Below are 21,828 nucleotides of genomic sequence, written 5' to 3'. Positions count from 1 at the left end.
TCTAGAGGTTTAAATTATGTTTAATTTCTTCAAGAAGAATAAAGGTATGGAAGTAGATGCAGTGGTTGATGGCGACATTATGCCAATTACTGATGTAAAAGATGATGTTTTCTCAACCAAGATGCTGGGTGATGGTTTTGCAATTAAACCACAAGATAATCAAATTTATGCACCAGTTGACGGTACTATTTCTACACTCTTTCCAACTAAACACGCCATTGGAATCAAGACAAATAATGGATTAGAAATCTTAATTCACTTAGGTCTTGATACAGTTGAATTAAAAGGTGCTCCATTTACAGTTAGTGTTAACCAAGGCGATAAAGTTGAAAAGGGTCAGCCTTTAGCCACAATGGATTTCCAAATGATCACTGACAAAGGCTACGATGACAGTTGTATCGTAGTTTATACCAACATGGATCTTGTAAAGTCAGTTACTCCAATTGAAAAGGGTGCTGTTAAGCATTCCCAAAAAGTACAAACTATTGAATTTAATTAGTCATTTTCCCTCTCTCAAATAAAATCTTAATAAGACTAATAAAAAAGTAGTTTTAAATCCTAGCTTCTAAGGTGAAGCTAGGATTTTTTTGTTAAGATAGAAGCAGAGAAAAGATGAGGAGAAATAATGAAAAGATATCGACCAAATACAAAAGCGGTGCTTATAGGAATTATTTTGATGCTGATTGGAATTTTGTGTTGGGTAATTAAAGCCTCGTTTATTCCTAAAGGAGCATTATATTTATTTCCAGTTGGTTTGCTACTAATCTGTGTAGGCGGATTAGAGCTGACCATTACTGCTTTTATAGCTATGAGGAAAAATGATTTAGCAATGAGTGCCCACTTAAAAGAAATTGAAGCTCAAAGAAAAAAAGCTGAGGGCAAAAAAGAGTAAAGATAACCTAGACCGGTTAAACTATAATATGCATGAATGAAACAGAGTAATTTTTTAGAAGGGTAGAATAACAATGGATTTTAAAGAAGTTTTTCAAAAAGAACATGTAACTCGGAAATTTACTAATAGAAAAGTTCCTGAAAATGCGATTGCCGAAATAATTAAAAAGGCACAACAATCACCATCATTGCTTAATTCACAGCCTTGGAGAGCATATGTGTTAGTAGGGGATGCCTTAGAGAAATTTAAACAAGCTTCAATTGAAAATAATGATAATGATATTAAGCCAGATGAAGATTTTGCTTCAATGTTGTCACTTGATTGGGATGTTTTCCCAAGTAGAAACATGGTTACTATGGGTGCATCTCAAAGTTTCTTCTTTAGAAACAAGTTGCAATTATTTTCACATGCTAACAAAACAATGTTTAATGCCCCAGCTATTATTTTCTTAACAGTACCTAAGAAATCACCAGCTTGGTCAGTATTTGATTTGGGTATTTTTGCACAGAGTATCATGCTTTTAGCTATTAACCGCGGATTGGGGATTATGCCAGCTCACTCAATGGTTTCTTATCCAGATCTTGTTAGAAAATACGCTAAGATTCCTGAAGATGAAGCAGTCGGTATGGCTATTGCAATCGGTTATATCGATAAAAATGCGGAAATTAATGATCCGAAATTTATTCCAGCACGTGTGCATTTTGACAAAATTTATAAGTTAACAAAATAAACCAATTTCACTTGTGCAAAACTGAACTATTATAGTTAATAAATGGTAAAATAGGTTTTAGTAATTAAGTTATAAAAAAGGTGATAATGCTTTGAGTCCAGCTCAGATCGCAACTAATTTAGTTGCAACTTTGTTAATTTTTGTTGTTGCTGCATTCTTTGTTGCTGCAGAGTTTGCTTTAGTACAAACCAGACCTAGTAAACTTGAAGATATGCTGGCTAAGGGTCAGGGCAATAAAAAGAAACTACAACGTGCGCTTCACATGACGCATAATTTGAATGAGTATCTTTCAACCACACAAGTAGGTACTACTCTTGTCGGAGTAGTTTTAGGTTGGTTCTCAGCTGATACATTTGCTGTTATTTTAGCGGATGCATTTCATTTAACTCCAATGAGTGAATCGCTTATTAAGTCAGTGAGTGCGATTTTGGGTGTGATTCTTTTAACCTATTTGGAAGTTGTATTAACTGAAGTCGTTCCTAAGAATATTGCTATTGATAAACCTGTAGAGATGATGATGGCAATTGTTACACCACTTCATATTTTCCACACGGTTGTTTATCCATTTGTATGGCTGCTTAATACTAGTTCTAATGGAATTCTGAAATTAATGGGTTTTGCCCCAGCTGATGAAGAAAATGAGGTTTATTCTCAATCCGAAATTATTAAGTTGTCACGTAATGCGGTGCATGGTGGTTCGCTTGATAAAGAAGACCTCACATACATGGAACGGGCTTTCGAATTAAACGATAAAGTAGCTAAAGATATCATGACTGATAGAACACGTTTATCAGTCCTTGATTCTACTGATATTATCGAATATGCCCTTAAAAAATACTTAGAAGAGGGTTACAGCCGTTTTCCAGTAGTTAGGGATAATGATAAGGATGATGTAGTAGGATATGTCTATGCTTACGATATTGTCCAACAAAGCCAAGTTGATAGCAGTGTTCCAGTAACTAGAATTATCAGAACAATCATTACTGTTCCTGAATCAATGCCAATTCAATATATTTTGCACTTGATGATTTCTAAGCACACTCCAATTGTTTTGGTTGTTGATGAATACGGTGGTACAAGTGGTATTGTTACTGATAAGGATATTTACGAAGAGCTCTTTGGTTCTGTAAAAGATGAAATTGATGATGTTTCTGATGATTACATCATCAAAGATAAAGAAGGTAATGTCCATGTTTCTGGTAAGACTACTTTGTATGACTTTGAACGTTACTTCCATATAGATCTGAAGGCATTTCAAGATAGTGACATCATTACTATTGGTGGTTATATGATGGAACATTATCCTAACCTTAAGAAGGGTGAAACGATTGAACTAGAAGGTTATAAATTTACGCTTGATAGTATTGAACAAGGATTTATGCGTTGGTTTATCGTGGCTCCAATTAATGCTAAAGGTAAAGCCAAAGAAAAAACAGAAAATAGTAAGAAATAGAAACTATTCAGAAGAAGCGTCATTTAAGACGCTTTTTTTGTACAAAGATGTTATAATTTCTTAATAATAAGAGTTTTAAACATAAATTGGATTGAGGGGTAGGTAAATTGGTTAAAGCCGACAATATCAACGATATTATTGATCATAAATTATTTTCTGAAGATGACATTCATGAAATGTGTGTCCGTTTAGGTAAGCAACTAACTGAAGATTATGCAGGTAAGAAGCCATTAGTAGTTGGTGCTTTAAAGGGTGCTATTTATTTCTTAACAGATTTGACTCGTCAGATGGATGTCGCTCATCAATTAGATTTTATCGATGTTTCTAGTTACGGTGATGGTTTTGAATCGACTGGTAAGGTCAAGATCGTGACAGATTTAGCCACAGATGTTAAAGATCGTGACGTCTTGATTGTGGAAGATATTGTCGATACTGGTTTGACCTTGAAGTTTATGAAGGATTTAATCAAAAAACGTGGTGCGAAGAGCGTTAAGTGTTGTGCAATGCTTAATAAGGAAGCTCGCAGAAATGTTGACGTTGACCTTGAATACTACGGTTCAAAAGTTGGTAATGAATTTGTAGTAGGTTATGGTTTGGACTTCTTGAACATGTACAGAAACATCCCTTATGTTGGAGTATTAAAGCCTGAAGTTATTCAAAAATATGTGAATAAATAAAAAATAAGGAAGAACCGTTAAAGTTCTTCCTTATTTTGTTTTTGCATATAAAAGTAGATTGGCAAGCCCAATAAAGTTAATCCGATTCCGATGATTGATAAAATGAATTGATTAATAATAGTGGAAACTACGATAAAGATACCACCTAGGATTGAAATGATTGGAATAATTGGGTACCACGGAACTTTAAATGGCCGCCGTAATTCGGGTTCACGTTTTCTTAAAATAATGACGGCAATAGCTAACATGGTATTAAAGGTCCACATGACGAAAACCAGCATATCTGTCAAGACTGTGAAGTTACCCAGTAAAATCATCACGATTGCAATTGCATCTACAATCAATGCTCCCATGACCGGCACGCCAGTGTGAATGTTAGCTTTACCAATTTTATTTGAAAATGGTAAAAGATTATCTTGAGCCAGAATATATGGTGTACGCATCCCCGTTAACATGAAGGCATTAACTGCACCGTAAACGGAGATCAGAATACCTATAGTCACTAATTTACCGCCGAATTGACCGAATAATTTCATCGAAGCCTCAAAGGCAGCATTATTATTGTTTACTAAGTCATGAATTGGCAAGACCGTTAAAAAAGTATAATTTATTAAAACATAAATTAAAGTAATGGCAGACAAACCCAAAATGATTGCACGGGATAAATCTTTCTCAGGATTTTTGACCTCATTGGCCAAGTTGGTGACAACGATCCAACCTTCAAAAGCAAAAAGGGCAGATAGTAATCCTTGACTGATGGCATTAGGAAAAGAAATATTATTTCCAACTGTTAATGGAAAGATGGGAGCTGCAATTTTATTTTGATTGAAGAATCCCCAAATGATAATCAAAACAATTGGAATCACTTTTAAGATGGTGATAACTGACTGCATTTTGCTGGAAAATTTTGTGCCAATTAGGTTAATAGCTAGTAAAAATAATACAAGAAAGATTGCTATTAGATTGGCATATTTGGCATTAATGCCAAATAGTGAAACAAATTGAACACCAAAAATCGAGCTCAATGCTCCAATTTGTGCGGGGAAATAAACAATCATTTGTGCCCAGCCAAATAAAAAGCCCCAGACGCGGCCATAGGTATAATCCAAATATTTAATCGCACCATTAATTTTTAAGCTCGCTGCAATTTCAGAAATTGTTAGTCCCGACGCAATCGAAATTATTCCGGCTAATATCCATACAAAAATTGTGGTTGAACTACTGCCAGTTTGGGCCGTAATTGTTCCAATTTTAAAGAAAACTCCGGCTCCGATAACTGAACCAATTACTGTGGCGAGAGCTTGTCCAAAAGAAATTTGTCTTTTCACATTTTCACCATCCTTAAAAAAGTTAATATATAAATTATTTTAGCACATGAAATATCAAGGGTTGGTATGATTCGCATTTTTGGTTAAAATATTAGCGGGAGGAAAAGTCATGAAAAGGTATCATCATAAATATACTTTACCTGCAATCTTGACTTTATTAATTTTAGCAATTGCATTTCTTTTGATTGGCTTTTTTAATTTTAAAAAGCAAACAACACTGCCACCGGATTCTAATTCTAGTCCGATCGGGATCGAACTGAATCAGGACATAGATTATGTAGATCTGCATAAGTTACAGTCTAATGGCATTTCATTTGTCTATTTGAAGGCAACACAAGGCAGATCTTATTTTGATGAAAATTATTTATCCTATCGAGATCAAATTTTGGGTACACAGCTCGCTTTTGGTAGTGAAATCTCATATAGTAATGAATCAACTGCCTTGCAGCATTATCGTTACTTTTTTAACCAAGTAGGGAATAATACAGGCAGCTTACCTATTTTAATTATTCCGGTAGCCGGACTTAGCAAAAAGTATTTGAAATCAATGAGTAAATTTACCCAGATGTTGCAGCAACGAGGTAAAACGGTAATGGTGGAGCTTGATCAAAAGTATCGCCATTACTTTGATTCAGCAACGTTATTTATGTCGACGGATAAAAAAGCGCCCAATAAATTAAAGTATTCATTTTGGCGTTATACAACTAACGGACGCGTAAAGGATGTTTCTGGCTTAGAAAAAGGCATTACAATGTACGCGTATAACGGAACCGTTAGTCAATATAAACAGAAGTATGGACAATTAACACAATAATGTATCAAGAAAAAATAAAACAAATATTGCTCAAAGAGCATAAAACCGAACCAACAATAATTCAAAAACAAACATACGATGCAATCAAAAATGGAGCTAGCTTAATAGGCTTAGCTAAAACAGGAACAGGCAAGACTTTGGCTTACGCTTTGCCTAGCTTAGAAAGAACGGAAAAAGGTAAAGCTAATAGCGTAGTTATCTTGGCTCCGACTACCGAATTAGCTGTTCAAATTCGGCATGCCATTAATCCTTACTTGCATGCATTAGATTTAAAGGGTGCAACCTTAGTAGGGGCTGGTAATAGAAAGAGACAAGAAGATAATTTAAAGAAAAAACATCCTGAGGTAATTGTAGCTACTCCAGGAAGATTCTTTGATTTCTTTTCTAGTGGTCGGATTAAGGTAGCTCAAATTAAAACTTTGATTATCGATGAAGCAGATGATATTTTGGAATTTGCTAAATTAGAGCTATTGTCTGCATTAGGTCAAAATTTAGGTTCAGATAGTCAAATTTTGCTTTTTGGTGCTACTGATTCAGAGATTACTAGAGATGCAGAAGAATTATTTGCACGTAATTTTCTTTTAGTTGATGTGCGGAATCAGCAGAGTTCAACTACCAAGCATTATTTTTTGCAAGTTGATAATCAACATAAGATTGAATTTTTACAAAGAATGACCAAATTAGATCATTTTAAAGGTATTCTTTTCTTTGATTCTAATGAGACCATGATGCGTTTTGCCGGTATTTTTGGTCATACCAAGACTAAGTTCGAATTATTAGCCAATGAATTTGGTAAGCAGCGTCGTGAAAAGGCCTTAAATGATCTTGCTACAGGAAAAACAAAGTTGCTTTTGGCAACGGATCTTGCTGCGCGTGGTTTGGATATTCCAGGTGTGACCTACGTTATCAATTTTGATATTCCAAGTGAACAAAATACTTATTTGCATAGAGCAGGTAGAACTGGAAGAATGAATGCCACTGGTTATGTGGTCACTTTAGGCGATGATCATGATTTTCGTGATCTGAAGAAACTTTTAGCCGATCAATTGCAGATAGAGCGAGTTTACTTTGCTGGGTATCATTTGACTACTGCTAAACCTAAGAAAAAGAAAGAAAAGAAGCAAGAAGCTGCTGCAGAAGTTAAGCAGGTAGTTAAGAAAAAACAGAAAAAGCACAAGAAGCGTAATAAGAAAAATAAGGGATATCATCCACATTATCTGAAGGTGAAAAAATGAATCGATTAGTTAGATGGCTGGAAGATTATGTATTGCCGCTAGCTAATCGTTTAGGACAGATAAGATGGTTAGTTGCGCTAAGGGATGCTTTTGTTTCTTTGATGCCAATCACTATTGCTGGATCGCTAGCTGTTTTGATTAAAAGCTTAGTTGAAGCTGCTAAAGTTCATTTAGGTTGGAATGCATTCGCTTTTGCAATGCAGCCTTTTGTGTCCATTAGCAATTTGGTGTGGCGAGGGACCTTTTCTCTTTTTGCATTTTTCTTTGCGTTGGCATTAGGATACCAGTTAGCTAAAGCTTTTGAAGGAAATAGGTTAGCGGCGGCTATTGTTTCGCTTTCATCCTTTGCTTTAAGTATCGCCAGTTTTGCAAAAATTAAATTTCATGGCGATAGTATTTTGATTAGGGATGCTTTTGATATCAGCCAATTTTCAACAACAGGATTATTTACTGCGATTTTATTTGGCTCGGCTGGGTTCTTTATTTATTGGGCCTGTTATAAAGCAAGAATTATGATTCATTTATCAGCTAATTTGCCACATGCTGAACAAGCGGCCTTTGACTCGATGATTCCTGCGATAATTGCGATCTTTAGTGTCGGTGGAATTAACTATGTATTTCAAGTTCTGACCGGGCAGTATTTTGGTGATTGGCTATTAACCAGTATTCAAATGCCATTGGTTAAATGGGGCCAGGGCTTTGGTACAGTGTTGTTAGTAACAATGTTGGTGCAGGTATTTTGGTTTTTCGGAATCAACGGCTTGGGAGTTTTATCACCAATTTTAGATTCAATCTGGCTAACCGCCCAAAATAGCAATATTACGGCTGTACGTAATGGACATGTTTCACCATATCTTTGGGGCCGTGGATCTTTTGATGTTTTTGCCTGGTTTGGTGGTGCCGGTGGTACATTAATGTTAATCGTTGCAATTTTAATGTTCTCTAAACGCAGTGATTATCGTACGGTAGCTAAAATTGCGCTTGCACCAGGTATTTTCAATATTGGAGAACCAATCTTATTGGGATTGCCTGTTGTTTTAAATCCAGTTTATTTAATTCCATTTGTATTAGCGCCAATAGTTAATGTTGCGTTTTCTTATTGGGTGAGCGTGATGGGGTTAGTCAATCCGGTACAAGTGGCGGTGCCAAGTATTATGCCGCCGATTATTGGTCCTTTTTTAGCCTGCAATTATGACTGGCGTGCGATTGTTTTAAGCATCGTCGATATGTTGATATCTTTAGCAATTTGGACACCTTTTGTTATTGCGGCAGATAAAATTGCAGATACCAATAATCCTAAAACATTTTTTACCACACAATTTTAGAAAAAAAGATTAACTATTACCTTATTTTTTGGTAAAGTTAATCTTAGGTTTGACCCCGTAGTTCATCTGGATAGAACAATGGTCTCCTAAACCGTAGAGGTGAGTTCGAATCTCACCGGGGTCATCAAAAAAGCCATCTGTGATGCAGATGGCTTTTTTTGTAAATATTAACCTAATGGATTGAGCATAATGTAAGTAATCAGGCCCCAGACGATAAAGACGCAGATTAGAGCAGAGTAAAGCAAGCGTCGTCTAAGTTTAGCAGGCTTAGCCTTGTCCAATCCAAATACTAAGCAGAAACTGCCAATGATAATAAATAGAGCCGTAGTAATTAAAAAAATTAAACTAGAATTCATAAATATATCCAACTTTCTGTAAGTACATCTTCAATTAAAACACAGAATTAAGATGCAAGATAGGAATAAATCAGTTATAGTTAAATAAGTTTATCGGAGGGAATTTTATGAAGAAGATTAAAGTAATGACTGTCTTTGGTACAAGACCTGAAGCGATAAAAATGGCACCGCTTGTTTTAAAACTAAAAAAAGATGAGCGCTTTGATGAAGTGACTGTAGTCAGTGCACAACATAGAGAAATGCTAGATCAGGTACTTGATATTTTTAAAATTAAACCTGATTACGACTTTAATATTATGCACAAGAATCAAACTTTGGAAGATATTACTTCGAAAGTTATGATCGATTTGTCAAAGGTTATCAAAGAAGAAAAGCCAGATGTTGTGCTGGTTCACGGTGATACAACGACTAGTTTTGCGGCAGGACTTGCTACCTTTTATCAACAAATTACATTGGGACATGTTGAAGCGGGGCTTAGAACTTGGAATAAGTATTCGCCATTTCCTGAAGAAATGAATCGCCAAATGACCGACGATTTGGCTGATTTATATTTTGCTCCAACTGAATTATCTAAGAGCAATTTGATTAAAGAAAATCATAAAGCAGACAATATTTTTGTAACTGGTAATACCGCAATTGATGCATTAGAACAAACTGTGCAAAAAGATTACCATCATGCCGTTATGGATAAAATTACGCCAGGCAACAAGGTGATCTTAGTGACTATGCACAGACGTGAAAATCAAGGCGAACCTATGCGCCGCGTCTTCAAGGTGATGCGTCAGGTAATTGATTCGCATCCTGATGTGGAAATTATTTATCCAGTGCACTTGTCTCCACGTGTGCAAGAAGTTGCTAACGAAGTTTTAGGCGGTGATCCTCGAATTCATTTGATCGAACCGCTTGATGTGGTTGATTTCCACAATTTAGCAAAACGCAGCTACTTTATCATGACTGATTCAGGCGGCGTGCAAGAAGAAGCTCCAAGTTTGGGCAAGCCAGTACTTGTTTTGCGTGATACAACTGAACGTCCCGAAGGCGTGAAGGCTGGTACTTTGAAGCTTGTGGGCACGCAAGTCGACTCAGTTAGAGAGAGTATGCTGGAACTTTTAGAAAATAAAGAAGCATATGACAAGATGGCGAATGCTAAGAATCCATATGGCGACGGTCATGCCAGTGATCGCATTATGGATGCGATTTATTACTATTTCAATAAAGATAAAGTAAAGAAGCCAAAAGATTTTGAATAAGAGCAAAACAAAAAGTAGCAAAATTTAATTTTTGCTACTTTTTTTATTATCTCGTTTATTTTTTTGTTCTTGAATCCGCATCTTAGCTCGTTCAATCATGGTATGTTCTTGCTTTTGAAAGACTGATCTGGTAGTTAAATAATTGAATACACCAACTAATACTTGGTCAATGATCTTAACAAGTAAGGCGTTTAAATGAAGCCAAGATAATCCTACCAGCATAATTAAAGTATCTGGAATTAGACTAATTACACGATAGGTAAAGAAAACTATTAATTTATGCCATGTGCTGTGATCATGATCGACATTATTAATAAAAACGGCTTTTTGGTTAAAGTAAAATGATGCCAGGTTGGACACAATAAAAGCAATGGTGTTAGAAATCACCATTACGCTGTGCCACCAAGAGTGAAGCACCATAAAGACTAAAGTGTTAATTAAGGCAGCTACAAAGCCAAAAATCATGTATACCCAAAGATTACGGTGTCTTTTAAGTATTTTTTGCCCTAATTGTCGAATTTGAGCTTGATCGACAGCAGTAACTTCTTTTTTATTTTTAGTCATGTAGCTTATCAGCCATTTCCTTTGCAGCTTGGTCGATTAGATCAATTGCTTCATCGTCAGGCGCATTTTCAATAGTGACTGGCTTAGTAATCTCAGTAGCACCACATTCTTTAAATGCCTTTTCATAGTCAAAAACATTTTCACAGAAGTGTTTACCATAGGTCTTATCTCCAGAACCCATGACAGCAAAATATTTACCACTTAAATCTAAAGCCTTTAATTCTTCATAAAAGTCTGCAATTTCATCGGTCATTGCACCTTCACCATAAGTGTAAGTAATGAAAATGCAGAGATCACTTTCTAAGTAATCGTTAGCATCCGTAAAACCAACATCGCTGGTTTCAACGTCAAAGCCATAGTCTTGAAGATCTTCTTCTAATATATCTGCCATGTCTTCATCATTGCCAGTCATACTGGCGTAGACAATTCTTGCTTTCATGATTTTTCATACCTTTCACTGCATTATACGACATTTTATTATACATGAAACTATCGTAAAATCGTTTGGTTTTATCAAATTTTTAAAATTGAAATTCATTATTTTGCCTTATATTTAAGGATTTAAAATTTTTTCTGTATTTTTAATTAAACAAACGGTAAAGTAAATCAGAGATAACAGAGTTTTTTTAGTAGAGGGTAATTTATGCATAAAATTTTCAGAATTTTTATTATTTTGTTTTTAGCCTTAAGTGCGACAATCGTAGTTGGGCAAAGTTGTTATAATCAGCCAACCTATGCTTCGATGGGATCAACGGGTGGAGGCAGTACTTCAACAGGTGGTGGTTCTTCATCCGGCGGCGGTGGTTGGTCGTCATCAGATTCAGATAGTGATGCGGATTTCTTTGATTTACATAGTTGGGGAGTAATATTACTAATTTTCCTAGTTCTGGGAGGATTAGTATATTTAGAAATGCTTTTTTCTAGATTCCGCTATTGGCTGCGCAAGATTCATTATGCGTACCATTTAAAGCGACAACGCCTATACACTTTTTCAACCTAATTTAACAATTAGTAAGTTCGAGAAAATGTTGCGGTTAACCAAAATTAAATTAGTGGAAAATAAAAATAATGAATTAGATGATAGTTTTACAGAGACTTATATTCAAGCTCAGTATTTATATAGTCAGCTTTTACGCGAAAAATATGTCAACCGCCATCATAGTCTGCATTTACTTAGAAAATATTTAGATAAATATTTCTACCAAGCCATGGTTAAGGAAATTAAATTGAAGATCTCACAGGGAACGATTGATGATACCGTTGTTAATAATATTGAAGTTGTCAAATATGCCAAGTTAGACGAGAATTTGATTATTACGCAATTAAACGTCAATGGTCAGGATAAAGAAGTTCAATTTAATGAAGGCTTTGAGGATAGCTTTGCTAGAGACACATGGAGCGATTATGTGATCTTCGGCAAGACAAAGTCGGGACAATATAAGATTGTTTCTTTAGTATATGGCGAGCATTTCCACTTAAATGGCAGAGATTATAATCGCCAAAGAAATTTACGTCACACTCAATACTTTGAAAGACGAAAATGATTAGCCTTTTAAAAGTATTTAGTAAAACGGTATAATAGTGGTATCTGAAACTAAAAAAGTTTTATCAAAGGAGAATTTGTTTTGATTACAATTAAATCAATTAGAGAACTTAAAGGTATGCAAGCTTCAGGCCATCTTCTTGCAACAATGTTTGAAGGCTTGCGTGATGTAATTAAGCCAGGAATTTCAACCTGGGAAATTGAAGAATTCTGCCAAGACTTTGTTAAGAGTCGTGGTGGTCGTCTTTCAGAACAAGGCTTTGAAGGCTACAAGTATGGTACTTGTATCTCAGTTAACGATGAAATTGCTCACCAAACTCCAAGAAAAGACCGTATCTTAAAGGAAGGCGACATCGTTAAGGTTGATGTAACTTGCAACTTAAATGGTTACGAGTCAGATTCATGCACTACTTATCCAGTTGGCGAAATTTCAGAAGCTGATAAGAAATTAATCGAAGTAACTAAGAAGGCAATGTACTTAGGAATTGATCAAGCCGTTTTAGGTAACCGTATCGGTGATATTGGTGCCGCTATTCAACATTGGGTTGAAGACGAAAACCATTATGGCGATGTCCGCGAATTAATTGGTCACGGTATTCAACCATCAATTCACGAAGATCCAGAAGTACCACACTGGGGCAAGGCTGGTCACGGCATTCGTCTTCGTGAAGGTATGACTATTACCTGTGAACCAATGGTTGAAGCAGGTGGCGATTGGCATATTGACCAAAGAACAGTTGATGACCCTAACGATGACTGGGTTTACTACGCAACTCCAGATGGTTCAAATGCTGCTCAATTTGAACACACTTTTGCTATTACTAAAGATGGTCCTAAGATCTTAACTTTACAAAAACCATATGATGGTTTAGAAAAATACATCCCTCACTTTGATGAGATGGATGATTAGGTTCTTGAATGAAAAATGAGATAAAGAAATCTAATTCAAAAATAAGTGATTTCTTTCTTACTTTGCGAACGATTTTGTCGCAAGGTGAGATTATTGATAGTTCAATTGTAATTGCATATTATATTTTGTTTTCAATCTTTCCGATTATCATTATTATCGGAAATGTCCTGCCTCTGTTTCATATTGATACAGCGCCTATTGCAAAATATTTAAATTTGATTTTTCCAGATCAAGTATCTAGTTTTATTATGCCGATCATCAATTCTTTATTGAAGACGACATCTACTGGCTATATTTCATTTGGTATTATTTTAGCGATTTGGTCTTTTTCTAATTTAGTTAATGCAATTAGATTAGGTGAGAACCGACTGTATGGTGTTCACCAAGTTGAATTAAAACTTTCAATGCTTAATTTTTTGTGGACAAGGTTGATCACAGTCATCTTTACTACTTTGATGATTATCATCTTTACTGCAGTTGGTGTAATATTGGCGTTTGGTCAAGAATTGCTAGATTTAATGGATGCAATTTTTAAAGTACCAGTTCATGAAATTGGTAAAATATTTAGCTATCGTTATCCTGTGATTTTCTTGATTATAATTTTGGCGGTATTTTACTTAAATTATGTTTTGCCAAATATTAAACTAAAGAAACGTGTAATTTGGCCGGGGGTATTTGTCACTTCATTTGGATGGATGGCGTTATCATTTTTATTTAGTTTTTATTTGCATAACTTTCCAATTACTTGGAAAAACTACGGCATTGTCGGTACGTTTATTATCTTTATGTTGTGGTTGAACATTGCTTCACTATTGTTTTTATTTGGCGTTGCTGTTAATGCAACGATTATTCGTAATCGAGTAGGGGAGCTTGAGTATTCTGCTGGTAGGATTGCAAGTTATATTCAAGATAAAAGGCGAAAACAAAAGTAGCTCTAAAAGCACGATTTTGCTATGATACTGTTAAAAGTTAAGAGAATAGAAAGAGTGTCTGTATGAAAGTAAGAAAAGCTGTTATTCCAGCTGCCGGTTTAGGTACTAGATTCTTACCTGCAACTAAGGCTTTACCTAAAGAAATGTTGCCAATTGTTGATAAACCAACAATTCAATTTATCGTAGAAGAAGCCAAGAAGTCTGGTATTGAAGATATTTTGATTGTTATTGGTAAAAATAAGCGACCAATTGAAGATCATTTTGATTCTAATCCAGAACTTGAACAAGACTTGGAAGAAAAGGGTAAAAGCGAGTTGCTTAAGTTGACCCAAGGTATTACCAACTTAGGTGTCAATTTGTACTATACTAGACAACCACATCCAGCAGGCTTAGGGGATGCAATTTATCGTGCTCGCAGCTTTGTTGGAGATGAGCCATTTGTAGTAATGCTTGGGGATGATTTGATGGATGACAAAATTCCTTTAACTAAGCAATTGATTAATCGTTATGACAAGACTCATGCTTCTACTATTGCTGTAATGCCAGTGCCTCATGAAGAAGTTTCTAAATATGGGGTAATTGAACCTGAAAATGAAATCATGCCTGGTTTAATCAACGTTAAGTCTTTTGTAGAAAAGCCAGATATTGATAAGGCACCAAGTGATTATGCAATTATTGGACGTTACTTGCTTACACCAGAAATTTTTGATATTTTGGCTCATCAAAAACCAGGGCGTGGCGGAGAAATCCAATTAACAGATGCCATTGATACGATGAATAAGACACAACGCGTGTTTGCTCATGTATTTAAGGGTGAACGTCATGATGTTGGTAATAAAGAAGGCTATCTTGAAACTTCTATTGAATATGGACTAAAGCATCCTGAAATTAAGGATCAATTGCGTGCATATATTAAGAAGCTATCTAAGCAATTTGAAGCTGAAGATAAGAATAATAAATAAAAAGCAGATAATTGTTTACAGACTACGCGAGAGCGTAGTCTTTTTATGTTTTTTTTAATATTTTTTGTTATGATCATAGTGTTAATAATACAAATGGAGAAAAAGTGATGAAAAATATTTATATTGTAGCAGCCAAGAGAACACCTTTTGGCAAGTATCGTGGATTTTTTAAAGATGCTTCGGCAATTGATCTTGGCGTAATGGCATTAAAGGGCGCGTTAAAAGATGGAAATATTAATCCTGATAAGGTCCAAGAACTTTTTATGGGCAATGTTTTGAGTACAGGCTTGGGTGAAAATATGGCTCGTCAGGTTGCTCTTAATTCAGGGATGAAAGAAGAATCCACTGCGGCAACGATTAATGATGTTTGTGGCTCTAGCCTTAAGGCTGTCCGTTTAGCTCAAGGTCAAATGGAAATGGGCGATTTAGATCTAGTTGCAGTTGGTGGTAGCGAAAGCATGACCCGTGCACCATATTTGGTTAAAAAAGAAAATAAAGAAAATCCTGCAGACCATTTAGTAAATACTATGATAAATGATGGTTTGATGGATGCTTTTTCTGGACAACATATGGGGATTACCGCCGAAAACGTTGCACAAAGATATCATGTTACCCGTGAAGAGATGGATGAATTTAGTCTTCGTTCTCATAAAAAAGCGGCAGAAGCAACGAAATATGGCTTTTTTGATAACGAAATTTTGCCAATTGAAATTGATGGTGAAACTTTAGATCATGATGAGCCAATTCGTCCAGATACTTCTATGGAAGCCTTAAGTCAATTAAAACCGGTCTTTAAAGAGGATGGTGACGTAACCGCCGGTAATTCGTCTCCATTAACAGATGGTGCAAGTATGTTGGTATTAGCCACAGAAGACAAGGTTAAGGAATTAAACTTAAAGCCGATTGCTAAGCTAGGAGCTTTTGCGGAAGCTGGATTTGATCCTGCTTATATGGGATATACACCATATTTTGCCGTGAAGAAGCTGCTTGAAAAAACAGGACGTTCAATTAATGATTATGATATTGTAGAACTAAACGAAGCCTTTGCTTCGCAAAGCGTAGCAGTAGCTCGTGATTTGCAAATCCCTGATGATAAATTAAATATCATGGGTGGTGCCATTGCGTTGGGACATCCATTAGGTGCAACTGGAACCAGATTAATTTGTTCTGCAATTAGTGGCTTAAAGAAGGAGCAAGGCCAGCGTGCATTGGTAACTTTGTGCATTGGCGGTGGTCAAGCAATCGCATATGAAATCGAGAATGTTTAATGAAGTTTTATCAATTAAAGCCTGAGCAAAGGCGAGAAATTTTACAATCTGAAGGAATAAATTTAGAAGATATTGATGATCAGGTTCTTAACCGCTTAGACAAATTAAGCGAAAATGTTGTGGGCCAATTACGGTTGCCTTTGGGAGTAGTGCAAAATCTTTTACTAAATGAGCAATCGTATATGGTCCCTATGGCTGTAGAAGAACCTTCAGTTGTGGCAGCTGCTAATCATGGTGCTCATATTTTTGCACGAAATGGTGGAGTCAAGGCAACTAGCAAGCGAACAGGAATCTATGGTCAAATCGTTTTAAAGATAAATTCTGACTTTTCTTTGGTAAACTTAAAAAAACAATTTCCTGATTTGATCGATTTAGCTAATACAGAATTTGCTAGTTTAATTCGTCACGGTGGTGGAACTAGATCAATTGAGGCTGAACAAAAAGGTGATTTAGTCTATCTTAAAGTTTTAGTTGATCCCGCTGAAGCAATGGGAGCAAATAAGACAAATTCTATCTTGGAATTTTTAGCAGCTAAATTAAAACAATTCCCAGGTGTTGAAGAAAAATTATTTGCCATTTTATCAAATTATCCTAGTCAGTTGACTACGGTTATAGTTACTCTTGATCCTAAAACAATGGGTGGCCGGAAATTAGCTGAACGTGTTGCTTTGCTCAGCAAAATTGGTTATGAAGATCCATATCGAGCAGTAACCAATAATAAAGGAATCATGAATGGCGTTGATGCGGTGTTAATTGCTACAGGAAATGATTACCGCGCAATTGAAAGTGCGACTGCAGTTTTAGCTAACCAAGATGGACATTATCGCAGTTTGTCTAAATGGACTATGCAAGATGGCAAGCTAGTTGGCGAATTAACTTTGCCAATGGCTATTGGAGTAGTTGGTGGTTCTATTAAGGCTCGCAAAGATGTACAGCAGAGTTTTGCTATTTTGGGTAAGAAGATTACCAGTGCTAAGTTAGCCGAAATTATTGTCAGTGTTGGGTTAGCTAATAATCTGGCAGCACTACTGGCGATTTCTACTGTAGGAATTCAAGCAGGACATATGAAGCTGCAAGCACGTAATATCGTCGCTGAACTTGATGCCAGTGATGATGAAAAGAAGCAGGTATTAACACAAATAATTGAGCAAAAAGATTATTCTGAAAGTTATGCACAACTTGTTTTAAAGCAAATAAGAGAGGAAAAATAATGCAAGTAGGTATTGATAAGATTGGACTTTTTACTCCTAACAAATATGTAGACATGGTTGATTTAGCCCATGCAAGAAATGAAGATCCAAATAAGTTTTTGATCGGTATTGGTCAAAGTGAAATGAGCGTTGCAGATCAAACCCAGGATGCTGTTTCAATGGGAATTAATGCAACGATGAAGTACATTGACCGGATTGATAAGGATAAGATTGGTTTATTGGTCTTTGGTACCGAAAGCGGGATCGATCAATCTAAATCAGCTTCACTTTTTGTTAAGACAGCACTTAAATTAAAACCAGAAGTGCGGACTTTTGAAGTAAAAGAGGCATGTTTTGGCTTAACCGCTGCCTTAATGATTGCACGTGATTTCGTTAGAGTTCATCCCGACCAAACTGCAATGGTTATTGGTAGTGATATTGCACGTTACGGTATTGGTACTGCGGGTGAAGTAACCCAAGGTGCTGGTAGTGTAAGTATGCTGATTAAGGCTGATCCAGCTATTTTAGCTTTAAATGATGGTCACAGTGCATACAGCGAGGACATTAATGACTTTTGGCGTCCAAATAACTCTAAATTAGCAATGGTTGATGGTAAATATTCAACACAAGTCTATTTAGATTTCTTTAGCAAAACTTTTGCGGATTATAAAAAGCAAAAGAATTTGGAAACAAAAGATTTTGATGCTATTATTTATCACTTGCCATTCACTAAGATGGGGTTAAAGGCTAATCGAATTGCTGTTGCTGATCAAGATGAAGCCACTACTGAAAAATTGCAAAATTCATTTGCTGCTTCTAAACAATTATCACGTCGAGTTGGTAATATTTATACTGCCTCTCTTTATATGAGCTTGTTGAGTTTGCTTGAATACGGTAATTTATCAGCTGGCTCATTAGTTGGTTTATTCTCATATGGCTCAGGTGCCATGGGTGAATTTTACAGTGGCAATCTTGTAGCTGGCTATGAAAAAGAAATTAATGCAGCCAGCGATGAAAAGATGCTTGAAAGACGTCAAAAGTTAAGTATTCCTGAATACGAAGATGTGTTTAATACTGCGCTTGAAGATCCGGAAGACAATGAAGAATTAACTAGTGATGATGAAAAAGGCACTTGGTATTTTGCAGGTACTAAAGGCAATATTCGTCAATATAAAGTTAAGTAAAATGGAAAAGGCTATGATCATGATGATCGTAGCCTTTTTACATAAGAACAATTTGATTGTTGTCTTCTTTGATTTGTAATCCAAAAATGTGATGTTCTTCTTGGTCAACTGCTATTAAAAGAGGAATACCGCGGTTATGCATATGACCTACTAAGCGGATCAGTTTAGCCTTAGTCATTGCTTTTTCTCCTGGATAAAGCAGACAGTGGCCATCTACCAGAGTTAGTTTGCCCCAAGGAACAACTTTATCGTCTATTTTTAGATAAAAAGTGGTATTAATATTTAAATCGTTAATTAATTGAAGTAAATCTGTTAAGCGCATTTTCAAGTATAATTAAAATTAGTAATAGTTATTAACTAATTATAGAATGAATAATAAAGTAAATTAACATGGAAGAATCAAAATGAAGAAAAAAATAATATTATCGTCTTTGACTTTGGCTGGACTAGGGTGGTTAGCAATTAGCGACTATTTTTTTAAATACGCGATGACCACTTATAAGAAAAAGCCAGAATCTAAAGAATTATCCGGTAGGGATGCGCTATATCGTGACAAGCTTGGGTTCAAAGAATTTGAAAAACAAGAATGGATTTTAAGAGTAGATTCTAATATAAGTTTATATGCTAACTATCTTGATAATCATTCTAAGAAGACGACAATTTTATTGCATGGCTTTATGAGCGACGGAGATAGCATGGCTGGTTTTGCCAAGATGTTTTATGATTTGGGATATAATGTCTTGTTGCCTGATGCGCGGGCACATGGACGCAGCTCAGGCGAATATATTGGCTATGGCTGGGTAGAAAAAGACGATATTTTACGCTGGATTAAAAAAGCGATTGGCTATACTGGGGATGATACTCAGATCGTCGTGATGGGACAAAGCATGGGCGGTGCTACTGCGATGATGGTTTCCGGCTTAAAATTACCTAAGCAGGTAAAAGCATTTATTGAAGATTGTGGATATTCCAGTGTAAAAGAAGAAGTGGATTATCAAGCAGGTAATTTATTTGGTTTGCCTAAAGTAATTCGTAAACCTTTGATCAAGACCATGAGTGGTATTAATAGAATAGAGAATGGCTTTTTCTTAAAACGAGCATCATCTGTTAAACAATTGCGGAAGAATACGCGGCCGTTTTTGTTTATCCATGGTGGAAAAGACCACTTTGTGCCTACCGAAATGGTGTATCAAAATTATGCGGCAACTAATGCACCTAAGTTTTTATGGGTTGCACCGTTAGCTGGGCACGCTCTATCTTATCCAATGTACAAAAATAAATATCGACAAGTTATCAAAGCTTTTTTGAAAAAATATATTCATTAATTATTGCAAGCGGTTACACAACAGGATATAATTAGTGACGTGGAAGAGGTAGAAATTAAGTTAACAAGTATAAATATAAGTAAGTTTTTATCTCCAGAATTGTATTATTATTGGAAACTTGAAAGATTCTCTATATGTAGAGGTATCAGCCCTAATAATGGCTGTTTACAAAACTCCAATTCATTAAAAGTTACGTTTTATGTAAAGACCCGAACAAGTGAATGTTAATATTGGTTACGATGATGCCATTGTTTTAATACATAACGAACAGTTGAAGATCGTGACTATCAATTTGATGAGCTACCTCATCCACTTGAATTGCGACTGCTAAGAGACAAGGATTGCCCGACAGTCGCTTTTTGTATGCAAAAACAACCTAGCTGATAACTAGGTTGTTTTTCTTATCTTATTTTCTTAAAACTAATTTAGCGATTGCTTCACAACGTGGAGTTTGTGGCAACATATCCACATTTTGGATTACACGGACATCGTAAACTTCACTTAATAAGACTAAATCTTGAGCTAAAGTAGATGGGTTACATGAAATGTAAACAAAAGTTTCAGGTTTTACCTGTAAAAGAGTTTTGATTAATTTTTTAGCCAAGCCTGTTCTAGGTGGGTCAACGATTAAGGCATCGATTGAAACGCCGCTGTTCTTTAATTCAGGCAATACCTTTTCTACGCTGCCTTGGATGTAATCTGCATTTTTGATGTGATTGAGTTCCACATTGTGCTCTGCATCTTTAACGGCTTCAGGAATAGTTTCGATTCCGATAACTTGCTTGACGCGATCAGCAGCCAAAATACCTAAGGTACCAACGCCACTATAGGCATCGATCAAAGTTTGATCTGGGGTTAAGTCTAAGTATTTCAATGCTTCTGAATAAAGGTTGACAGTTTGAACCGGGTTGAGTTGGAAGAAGGCACGCGGAGACAAGGCGAATTTTTTGCCTAAGATTTCTTCAGTAATTTGGTTTTTACCTAAAAGCTTTTCGGTCTTGTTGCCCCAAACTTGTGGATTTTGCCATTCAGTTTCGTTTTGGTAAACGCTGACGACATTATCCAGCTTCATGATTTCTTTAGCAAGTGGGATTAAGTTCTTGATCTTGTGACCAATGGTGATCAAAGTAACTTGAATTTCTTTGCTAGCTTCAGATTGACGCACTACGATAGTTTTGACGCCGGGTAAATGACGACGGAAGTTAGCAACAGGGACATGCAACTTCTCAATTAAAACTTTGATTTCACGTTCAGTCTTTTGAGTGTCTTCACTTTGCGTAGGCATCTTAGGCAAATCGATCAAGCGGTGAGAATTTGGTGCAAAAAGACCTAATTTAGTTTTACCGTGAACATTTTCGATTTGGTATTGTGCCTTATTGCGGTAATGCCATTCATCAGGAGCAGGGATAGTCTTCTTAACCTTGTATTTAGCATAGTTTCTTGGATGGTACTTTCTAAGTGATTCAAGCATATTATTACGCTTGAATTCAAGTTGCTTTTCATAAGACAAATGTGCTAGTTCCAATCCACCAATTTCTGGATCTACGCCTTCTGGGAAAGCTACTCGATCAGGACTCTTTTCCTTAATGCGGACAAGTTCACCTTGAAGATAGTGAGGGTAGCTCTTAACAATTTTGGCTACGACTACTTCATCTGGCAAAGCACCTGGGATAAAGATAATCTTCTTTTTATAATAGCCGATTCCTTCGCCATTAATTCCCAAACGTTTAATTGTGATAATTACATCTTTTTCATGATGTTGTTTTTTATTTGTAAATTTTTTATTCATCATCTTATTCTTTCTACTAAAAACTAATTACATTGCTTTTAATTGTACTACCTGGTAAAAGTTCTTAGCAAGATTTAAAAAAATTTGCTAGCATGTATTTT

General features: G+C 35.8%; 24 protein-coding genes and 1 tRNA gene. 19 read left to right on the top strand and 6 right to left on the bottom strand.

The window, feature by feature from the left end; translation table 11 throughout:
- The first annotated feature begins 16 nt into the window (after positions 1-16).
- The 5 genes from CP355_RS01860 to hpt all read left to right on the top strand — a co-directional run bounded on the left by CP355_RS01860 (position 17) and on the right by hpt (position 3,752).
- The gene (locus tag CP355_RS01860) at positions 17-499 is read left to right on the top strand and encodes a PTS glucose transporter subunit IIA (protein ID WP_025005455.1); all 483 of its coding nucleotides are present in this window, start codon (positions 17-19) and stop codon (positions 497-499) included.
- 126 nt (positions 500-625) lie between these two features.
- Positions 626-892: a hypothetical protein gene (locus CP355_RS01855; RefSeq protein ID WP_025005456.1), complete on the top strand. Its 267-nt coding sequence runs from the start codon at positions 626-628 to the stop codon at positions 890-892.
- A gap of 73 nt (positions 893-965) precedes the next feature.
- Positions 966-1,622 (top strand): nitroreductase, encoded by a 657-nt coding sequence (locus CP355_RS01850; protein WP_087235416.1) that lies wholly within the window; start codon positions 966-968, stop codon positions 1,620-1,622.
- Between the two features lie 91 nt (positions 1,623-1,713).
- Positions 1,714-3,075 (top strand): hemolysin family protein, encoded by a 1,362-nt coding sequence (locus tag CP355_RS01845; protein ID WP_087235415.1) that lies wholly within the window; start codon positions 1,714-1,716, stop codon positions 3,073-3,075.
- A 107-nt stretch (positions 3,076-3,182) separates the two neighbouring features.
- Positions 3,183-3,752 carry a hypoxanthine phosphoribosyltransferase gene (gene hpt / locus CP355_RS01840; protein WP_025005459.1) on the top strand — a complete coding sequence of 190 codons (570 nt, stop codon included), beginning with the start codon at positions 3,183-3,185 and terminating at the stop codon, positions 3,750-3,752.
- Between the two features lie 17 nt (positions 3,753-3,769).
- Here the strand turns inward: hpt and CP355_RS01835 are convergent, their stop codons facing one another.
- Positions 3,770-5,080, bottom strand: coding sequence for an APC family permease (locus CP355_RS01835; protein WP_025005460.1), 1,311 nt, complete (start codon positions 5,078-5,080; stop codon positions 3,770-3,772).
- A gap of 109 nt (positions 5,081-5,189) precedes the next feature.
- On the opposite strand from CP355_RS01835, the gene CP355_RS01830 reads away from it, so the two are divergent.
- The 4 genes from CP355_RS01830 (at position 5,190) to CP355_RS01815 (ending at position 8,578) form a co-directional block, all read left to right on the top strand.
- Positions 5,190-5,894, top strand: coding sequence for a GH25 family lysozyme (locus tag CP355_RS01830; protein ID WP_087175937.1), 705 nt, complete (start codon positions 5,190-5,192; stop codon positions 5,892-5,894).
- Entirely contained in the window at positions 5,894-7,129 is a 1,236-nt protein-coding gene (locus CP355_RS01825) for a DEAD/DEAH box helicase (RefSeq protein WP_098043765.1), read from the top strand. Before CP355_RS01830 ends, CP355_RS01825 begins: the two co-directional genes overlap by 1 nt.
- Positions 7,126-8,454: a PTS sugar transporter subunit IIC gene (locus CP355_RS01820; protein WP_025005463.1), complete on the top strand. Its 1,329-nt coding sequence runs from the start codon at positions 7,126-7,128 to the stop codon at positions 8,452-8,454. The genes CP355_RS01825 and CP355_RS01820 overlap by 4 nt, the downstream gene beginning before the upstream one ends.
- A 51-nt stretch (positions 8,455-8,505) precedes the next feature.
- Positions 8,506-8,578 (top strand) — tRNA-Arg (locus CP355_RS01815).
- A gap of 43 nt (positions 8,579-8,621) precedes the next feature.
- Here the strand turns inward: CP355_RS01815 and CP355_RS01810 are convergent.
- Entirely contained in the window at positions 8,622-8,810 is a 189-nt protein-coding gene (locus CP355_RS01810; RefSeq protein ID WP_025005464.1) for a hypothetical protein, read from the bottom strand.
- Between the two features lie 107 nt (positions 8,811-8,917).
- On the opposite strand from CP355_RS01810, the gene wecB reads away from it, so the two are divergent.
- Positions 8,918-10,060, top strand: coding sequence for a non-hydrolyzing UDP-N-acetylglucosamine 2-epimerase (wecB, locus tag CP355_RS01805; protein ID WP_098043764.1), 1,143 nt, complete (start codon positions 8,918-8,920; stop codon positions 10,058-10,060).
- Between the two features lie 24 nt (positions 10,061-10,084).
- Here wecB and CP355_RS01800 read toward each other — a convergent pair whose 3' ends face one another.
- Both CP355_RS01800 and CP355_RS01795 read right to left on the bottom strand, forming a co-directional pair.
- Entirely contained in the window at positions 10,085-10,624 is a 540-nt protein-coding gene (locus CP355_RS01800) for a GtrA family protein (RefSeq protein ID WP_087175940.1), read from the bottom strand.
- Positions 10,617-11,063 (bottom strand): flavodoxin, encoded by a 447-nt coding sequence (locus tag CP355_RS01795; RefSeq protein ID WP_025005466.1) that lies wholly within the window; start codon positions 11,061-11,063, stop codon positions 10,617-10,619. Before CP355_RS01795 ends, CP355_RS01800 begins: the two co-directional genes overlap by 8 nt.
- Before the next feature lie 204 nt (positions 11,064-11,267).
- Between CP355_RS01795 and CP355_RS01790 the strand changes: the two genes are divergently transcribed.
- From CP355_RS01790 to CP355_RS01755, 8 genes are all read left to right on the top strand, one after another.
- Positions 11,268-11,624 (top strand): hypothetical protein, encoded by a 357-nt coding sequence (locus CP355_RS01790; RefSeq protein WP_098037111.1) that lies wholly within the window; start codon positions 11,268-11,270, stop codon positions 11,622-11,624.
- Positions 11,625-11,649: 25 nt separating this feature from the next.
- Complete coding sequence (locus tag CP355_RS01785) at positions 11,650-12,168, top strand: hypothetical protein (protein ID WP_233186969.1); 519 nt, start codon at positions 11,650-11,652, stop codon at positions 12,166-12,168.
- A gap of 81 nt (positions 12,169-12,249) precedes the next feature.
- On the top strand, positions 12,250-13,077 hold the full coding sequence (gene map / locus CP355_RS01780) for a type I methionyl aminopeptidase (RefSeq protein WP_003633294.1): 828 nt from the start codon (positions 12,250-12,252) through the stop codon (positions 13,075-13,077).
- An 8-nt stretch (positions 13,078-13,085) separates the two neighbouring features.
- The gene (locus CP355_RS01775) at positions 13,086-14,009 is read left to right on the top strand and encodes a YihY/virulence factor BrkB family protein (RefSeq protein ID WP_025005469.1); all 924 of its coding nucleotides are present in this window, start codon (positions 13,086-13,088) and stop codon (positions 14,007-14,009) included.
- A 62-nt stretch (positions 14,010-14,071) separates the two neighbouring features.
- Complete coding sequence (gene galU / locus CP355_RS01770; RefSeq protein ID WP_025005470.1) at positions 14,072-14,971, top strand: UTP--glucose-1-phosphate uridylyltransferase GalU; 900 nt, start codon at positions 14,072-14,074, stop codon at positions 14,969-14,971.
- Between the two features lie 107 nt (positions 14,972-15,078).
- Positions 15,079-16,239 (top strand): thiolase family protein, encoded by a 1,161-nt coding sequence (locus CP355_RS01765; protein WP_098043763.1) that lies wholly within the window; start codon positions 15,079-15,081, stop codon positions 16,237-16,239.
- Positions 16,239-17,450 (top strand): hydroxymethylglutaryl-CoA reductase, degradative, encoded by a 1,212-nt coding sequence (locus CP355_RS01760; RefSeq protein WP_098043762.1) that lies wholly within the window; start codon positions 16,239-16,241, stop codon positions 17,448-17,450. The genes CP355_RS01765 and CP355_RS01760 overlap by 1 nt, the downstream gene beginning before the upstream one ends.
- Positions 17,450-18,613, top strand: a complete 1,164-nt coding sequence (locus tag CP355_RS01755) for a hydroxymethylglutaryl-CoA synthase (protein ID WP_098043761.1) — start codon at positions 17,450-17,452, stop codon at positions 18,611-18,613. The genes CP355_RS01760 and CP355_RS01755 overlap by 1 nt, the downstream gene beginning before the upstream one ends.
- Positions 18,614-18,650: 37 nt before the next feature.
- Here the strand turns inward: CP355_RS01755 and CP355_RS01750 are convergent, their stop codons facing one another.
- Positions 18,651-18,935, bottom strand: coding sequence for a hypothetical protein (locus tag CP355_RS01750; protein WP_098036844.1), 285 nt, complete (start codon positions 18,933-18,935; stop codon positions 18,651-18,653).
- Positions 18,936-19,017: 82 nt separating this feature from the next.
- On the opposite strand from CP355_RS01750, the gene CP355_RS01745 reads away from it, so the two are divergent.
- On the top strand, positions 19,018-19,938 hold the full coding sequence (locus tag CP355_RS01745) for an alpha/beta hydrolase (RefSeq protein WP_087175615.1): 921 nt from the start codon (positions 19,018-19,020) through the stop codon (positions 19,936-19,938).
- Between the two features lie 406 nt (positions 19,939-20,344).
- Here CP355_RS01745 and rlmD read toward each other — a convergent pair whose 3' ends face one another.
- A complete protein-coding gene (gene rlmD, locus CP355_RS01740; RefSeq protein ID WP_098036854.1) occupies positions 20,345-21,727 on the bottom strand; it encodes a 23S rRNA (uracil(1939)-C(5))-methyltransferase RlmD in 1,383 nt (460 codons plus the stop codon).
- Positions 21,728-21,828: the final 101 nt, after the last annotated feature.

It is taken from the genome of Lactobacillus sp. UMNPBX4 (genome assembly GCF_002554115.1).
Taxonomy (GTDB): domain Bacteria; phylum Bacillota; class Bacilli; order Lactobacillales; family Lactobacillaceae; genus Lactobacillus; species Lactobacillus gallinarum.
The sequence above is the reverse complement of the archived record's forward strand: the minus strand, read 5'-3'. Positions and strand labels throughout refer to the sequence as shown.

What these genes read in the sequence shown, in the direction of transcription:
- CP355_RS01755 (WP_098043761.1), top strand. Translation starts at nt 17,450, where the DNA reads ATGCAAGTAGGTATTGATAAGATTGGACTTTTTACTCCTAACAAATAT.
- CP355_RS01825 (WP_098043765.1), top strand. Translation starts at nt 5,894, where the DNA reads ATGTATCAAGAAAAAATAAAACAAATATTGCTCAAAGAGCATAAAACC.
- CP355_RS01765 (WP_098043763.1), top strand. Translation starts at nt 15,079, where the DNA reads ATGAAAAATATTTATATTGTAGCAGCCAAGAGAACACCTTTTGGCAAG.
- CP355_RS01850 (WP_087235416.1), top strand. Translation starts at nt 966, where the DNA reads ATGGATTTTAAAGAAGTTTTTCAAAAAGAACATGTAACTCGGAAATTT.
- galU (WP_025005470.1), top strand. Translation starts at nt 14,072, where the DNA reads ATGAAAGTAAGAAAAGCTGTTATTCCAGCTGCCGGTTTAGGTACTAGA.
- CP355_RS01810 (WP_025005464.1), bottom strand. Translation starts at nt 8,810, where the DNA reads ATGAATTCTAGTTTAATTTTTTTAATTACTACGGCTCTATTTATTATC.
- CP355_RS01830 (WP_087175937.1), top strand. Translation starts at nt 5,190, where the DNA reads ATGAAAAGGTATCATCATAAATATACTTTACCTGCAATCTTGACTTTA.
- CP355_RS01800 (WP_087175940.1), bottom strand. Translation starts at nt 10,624, where the DNA reads ATGACTAAAAATAAAAAAGAAGTTACTGCTGTCGATCAAGCTCAAATT.
- CP355_RS01820 (WP_025005463.1), top strand. Translation starts at nt 7,126, where the DNA reads ATGAATCGATTAGTTAGATGGCTGGAAGATTATGTATTGCCGCTAGCT.
- CP355_RS01750 (WP_098036844.1), bottom strand. Translation starts at nt 18,935, where the DNA reads ATGCGCTTAACAGATTTACTTCAATTAATTAACGATTTAAATATTAAT.
- CP355_RS01745 (WP_087175615.1), top strand. Translation starts at nt 19,018, where the DNA reads ATGAAGAAAAAAATAATATTATCGTCTTTGACTTTGGCTGGACTAGGG.
- CP355_RS01785 (WP_233186969.1), top strand. Translation starts at nt 11,650, where the DNA reads ATGTTGCGGTTAACCAAAATTAAATTAGTGGAAAATAAAAATAATGAA.
- CP355_RS01855 (WP_025005456.1), top strand. Translation starts at nt 626, where the DNA reads ATGAAAAGATATCGACCAAATACAAAAGCGGTGCTTATAGGAATTATT.
- wecB (WP_098043764.1), top strand. Translation starts at nt 8,918, where the DNA reads ATGAAGAAGATTAAAGTAATGACTGTCTTTGGTACAAGACCTGAAGCG.
- CP355_RS01860 (WP_025005455.1), top strand. Translation starts at nt 17, where the DNA reads ATGTTTAATTTCTTCAAGAAGAATAAAGGTATGGAAGTAGATGCAGTG.
- CP355_RS01760 (WP_098043762.1), top strand. Translation starts at nt 16,239, where the DNA reads ATGAAGTTTTATCAATTAAAGCCTGAGCAAAGGCGAGAAATTTTACAA.
- CP355_RS01790 (WP_098037111.1), top strand. Translation starts at nt 11,268, where the DNA reads ATGCATAAAATTTTCAGAATTTTTATTATTTTGTTTTTAGCCTTAAGT.
- CP355_RS01795 (WP_025005466.1), bottom strand. Translation starts at nt 11,063, where the DNA reads ATGAAAGCAAGAATTGTCTACGCCAGTATGACTGGCAATGATGAAGAC.
- rlmD (WP_098036854.1), bottom strand. Translation starts at nt 21,727, where the DNA reads ATGAATAAAAAATTTACAAATAAAAAACAACATCATGAAAAAGATGTA.
- CP355_RS01775 (WP_025005469.1), top strand. Translation starts at nt 13,086, where the DNA reads ATGAAAAATGAGATAAAGAAATCTAATTCAAAAATAAGTGATTTCTTT.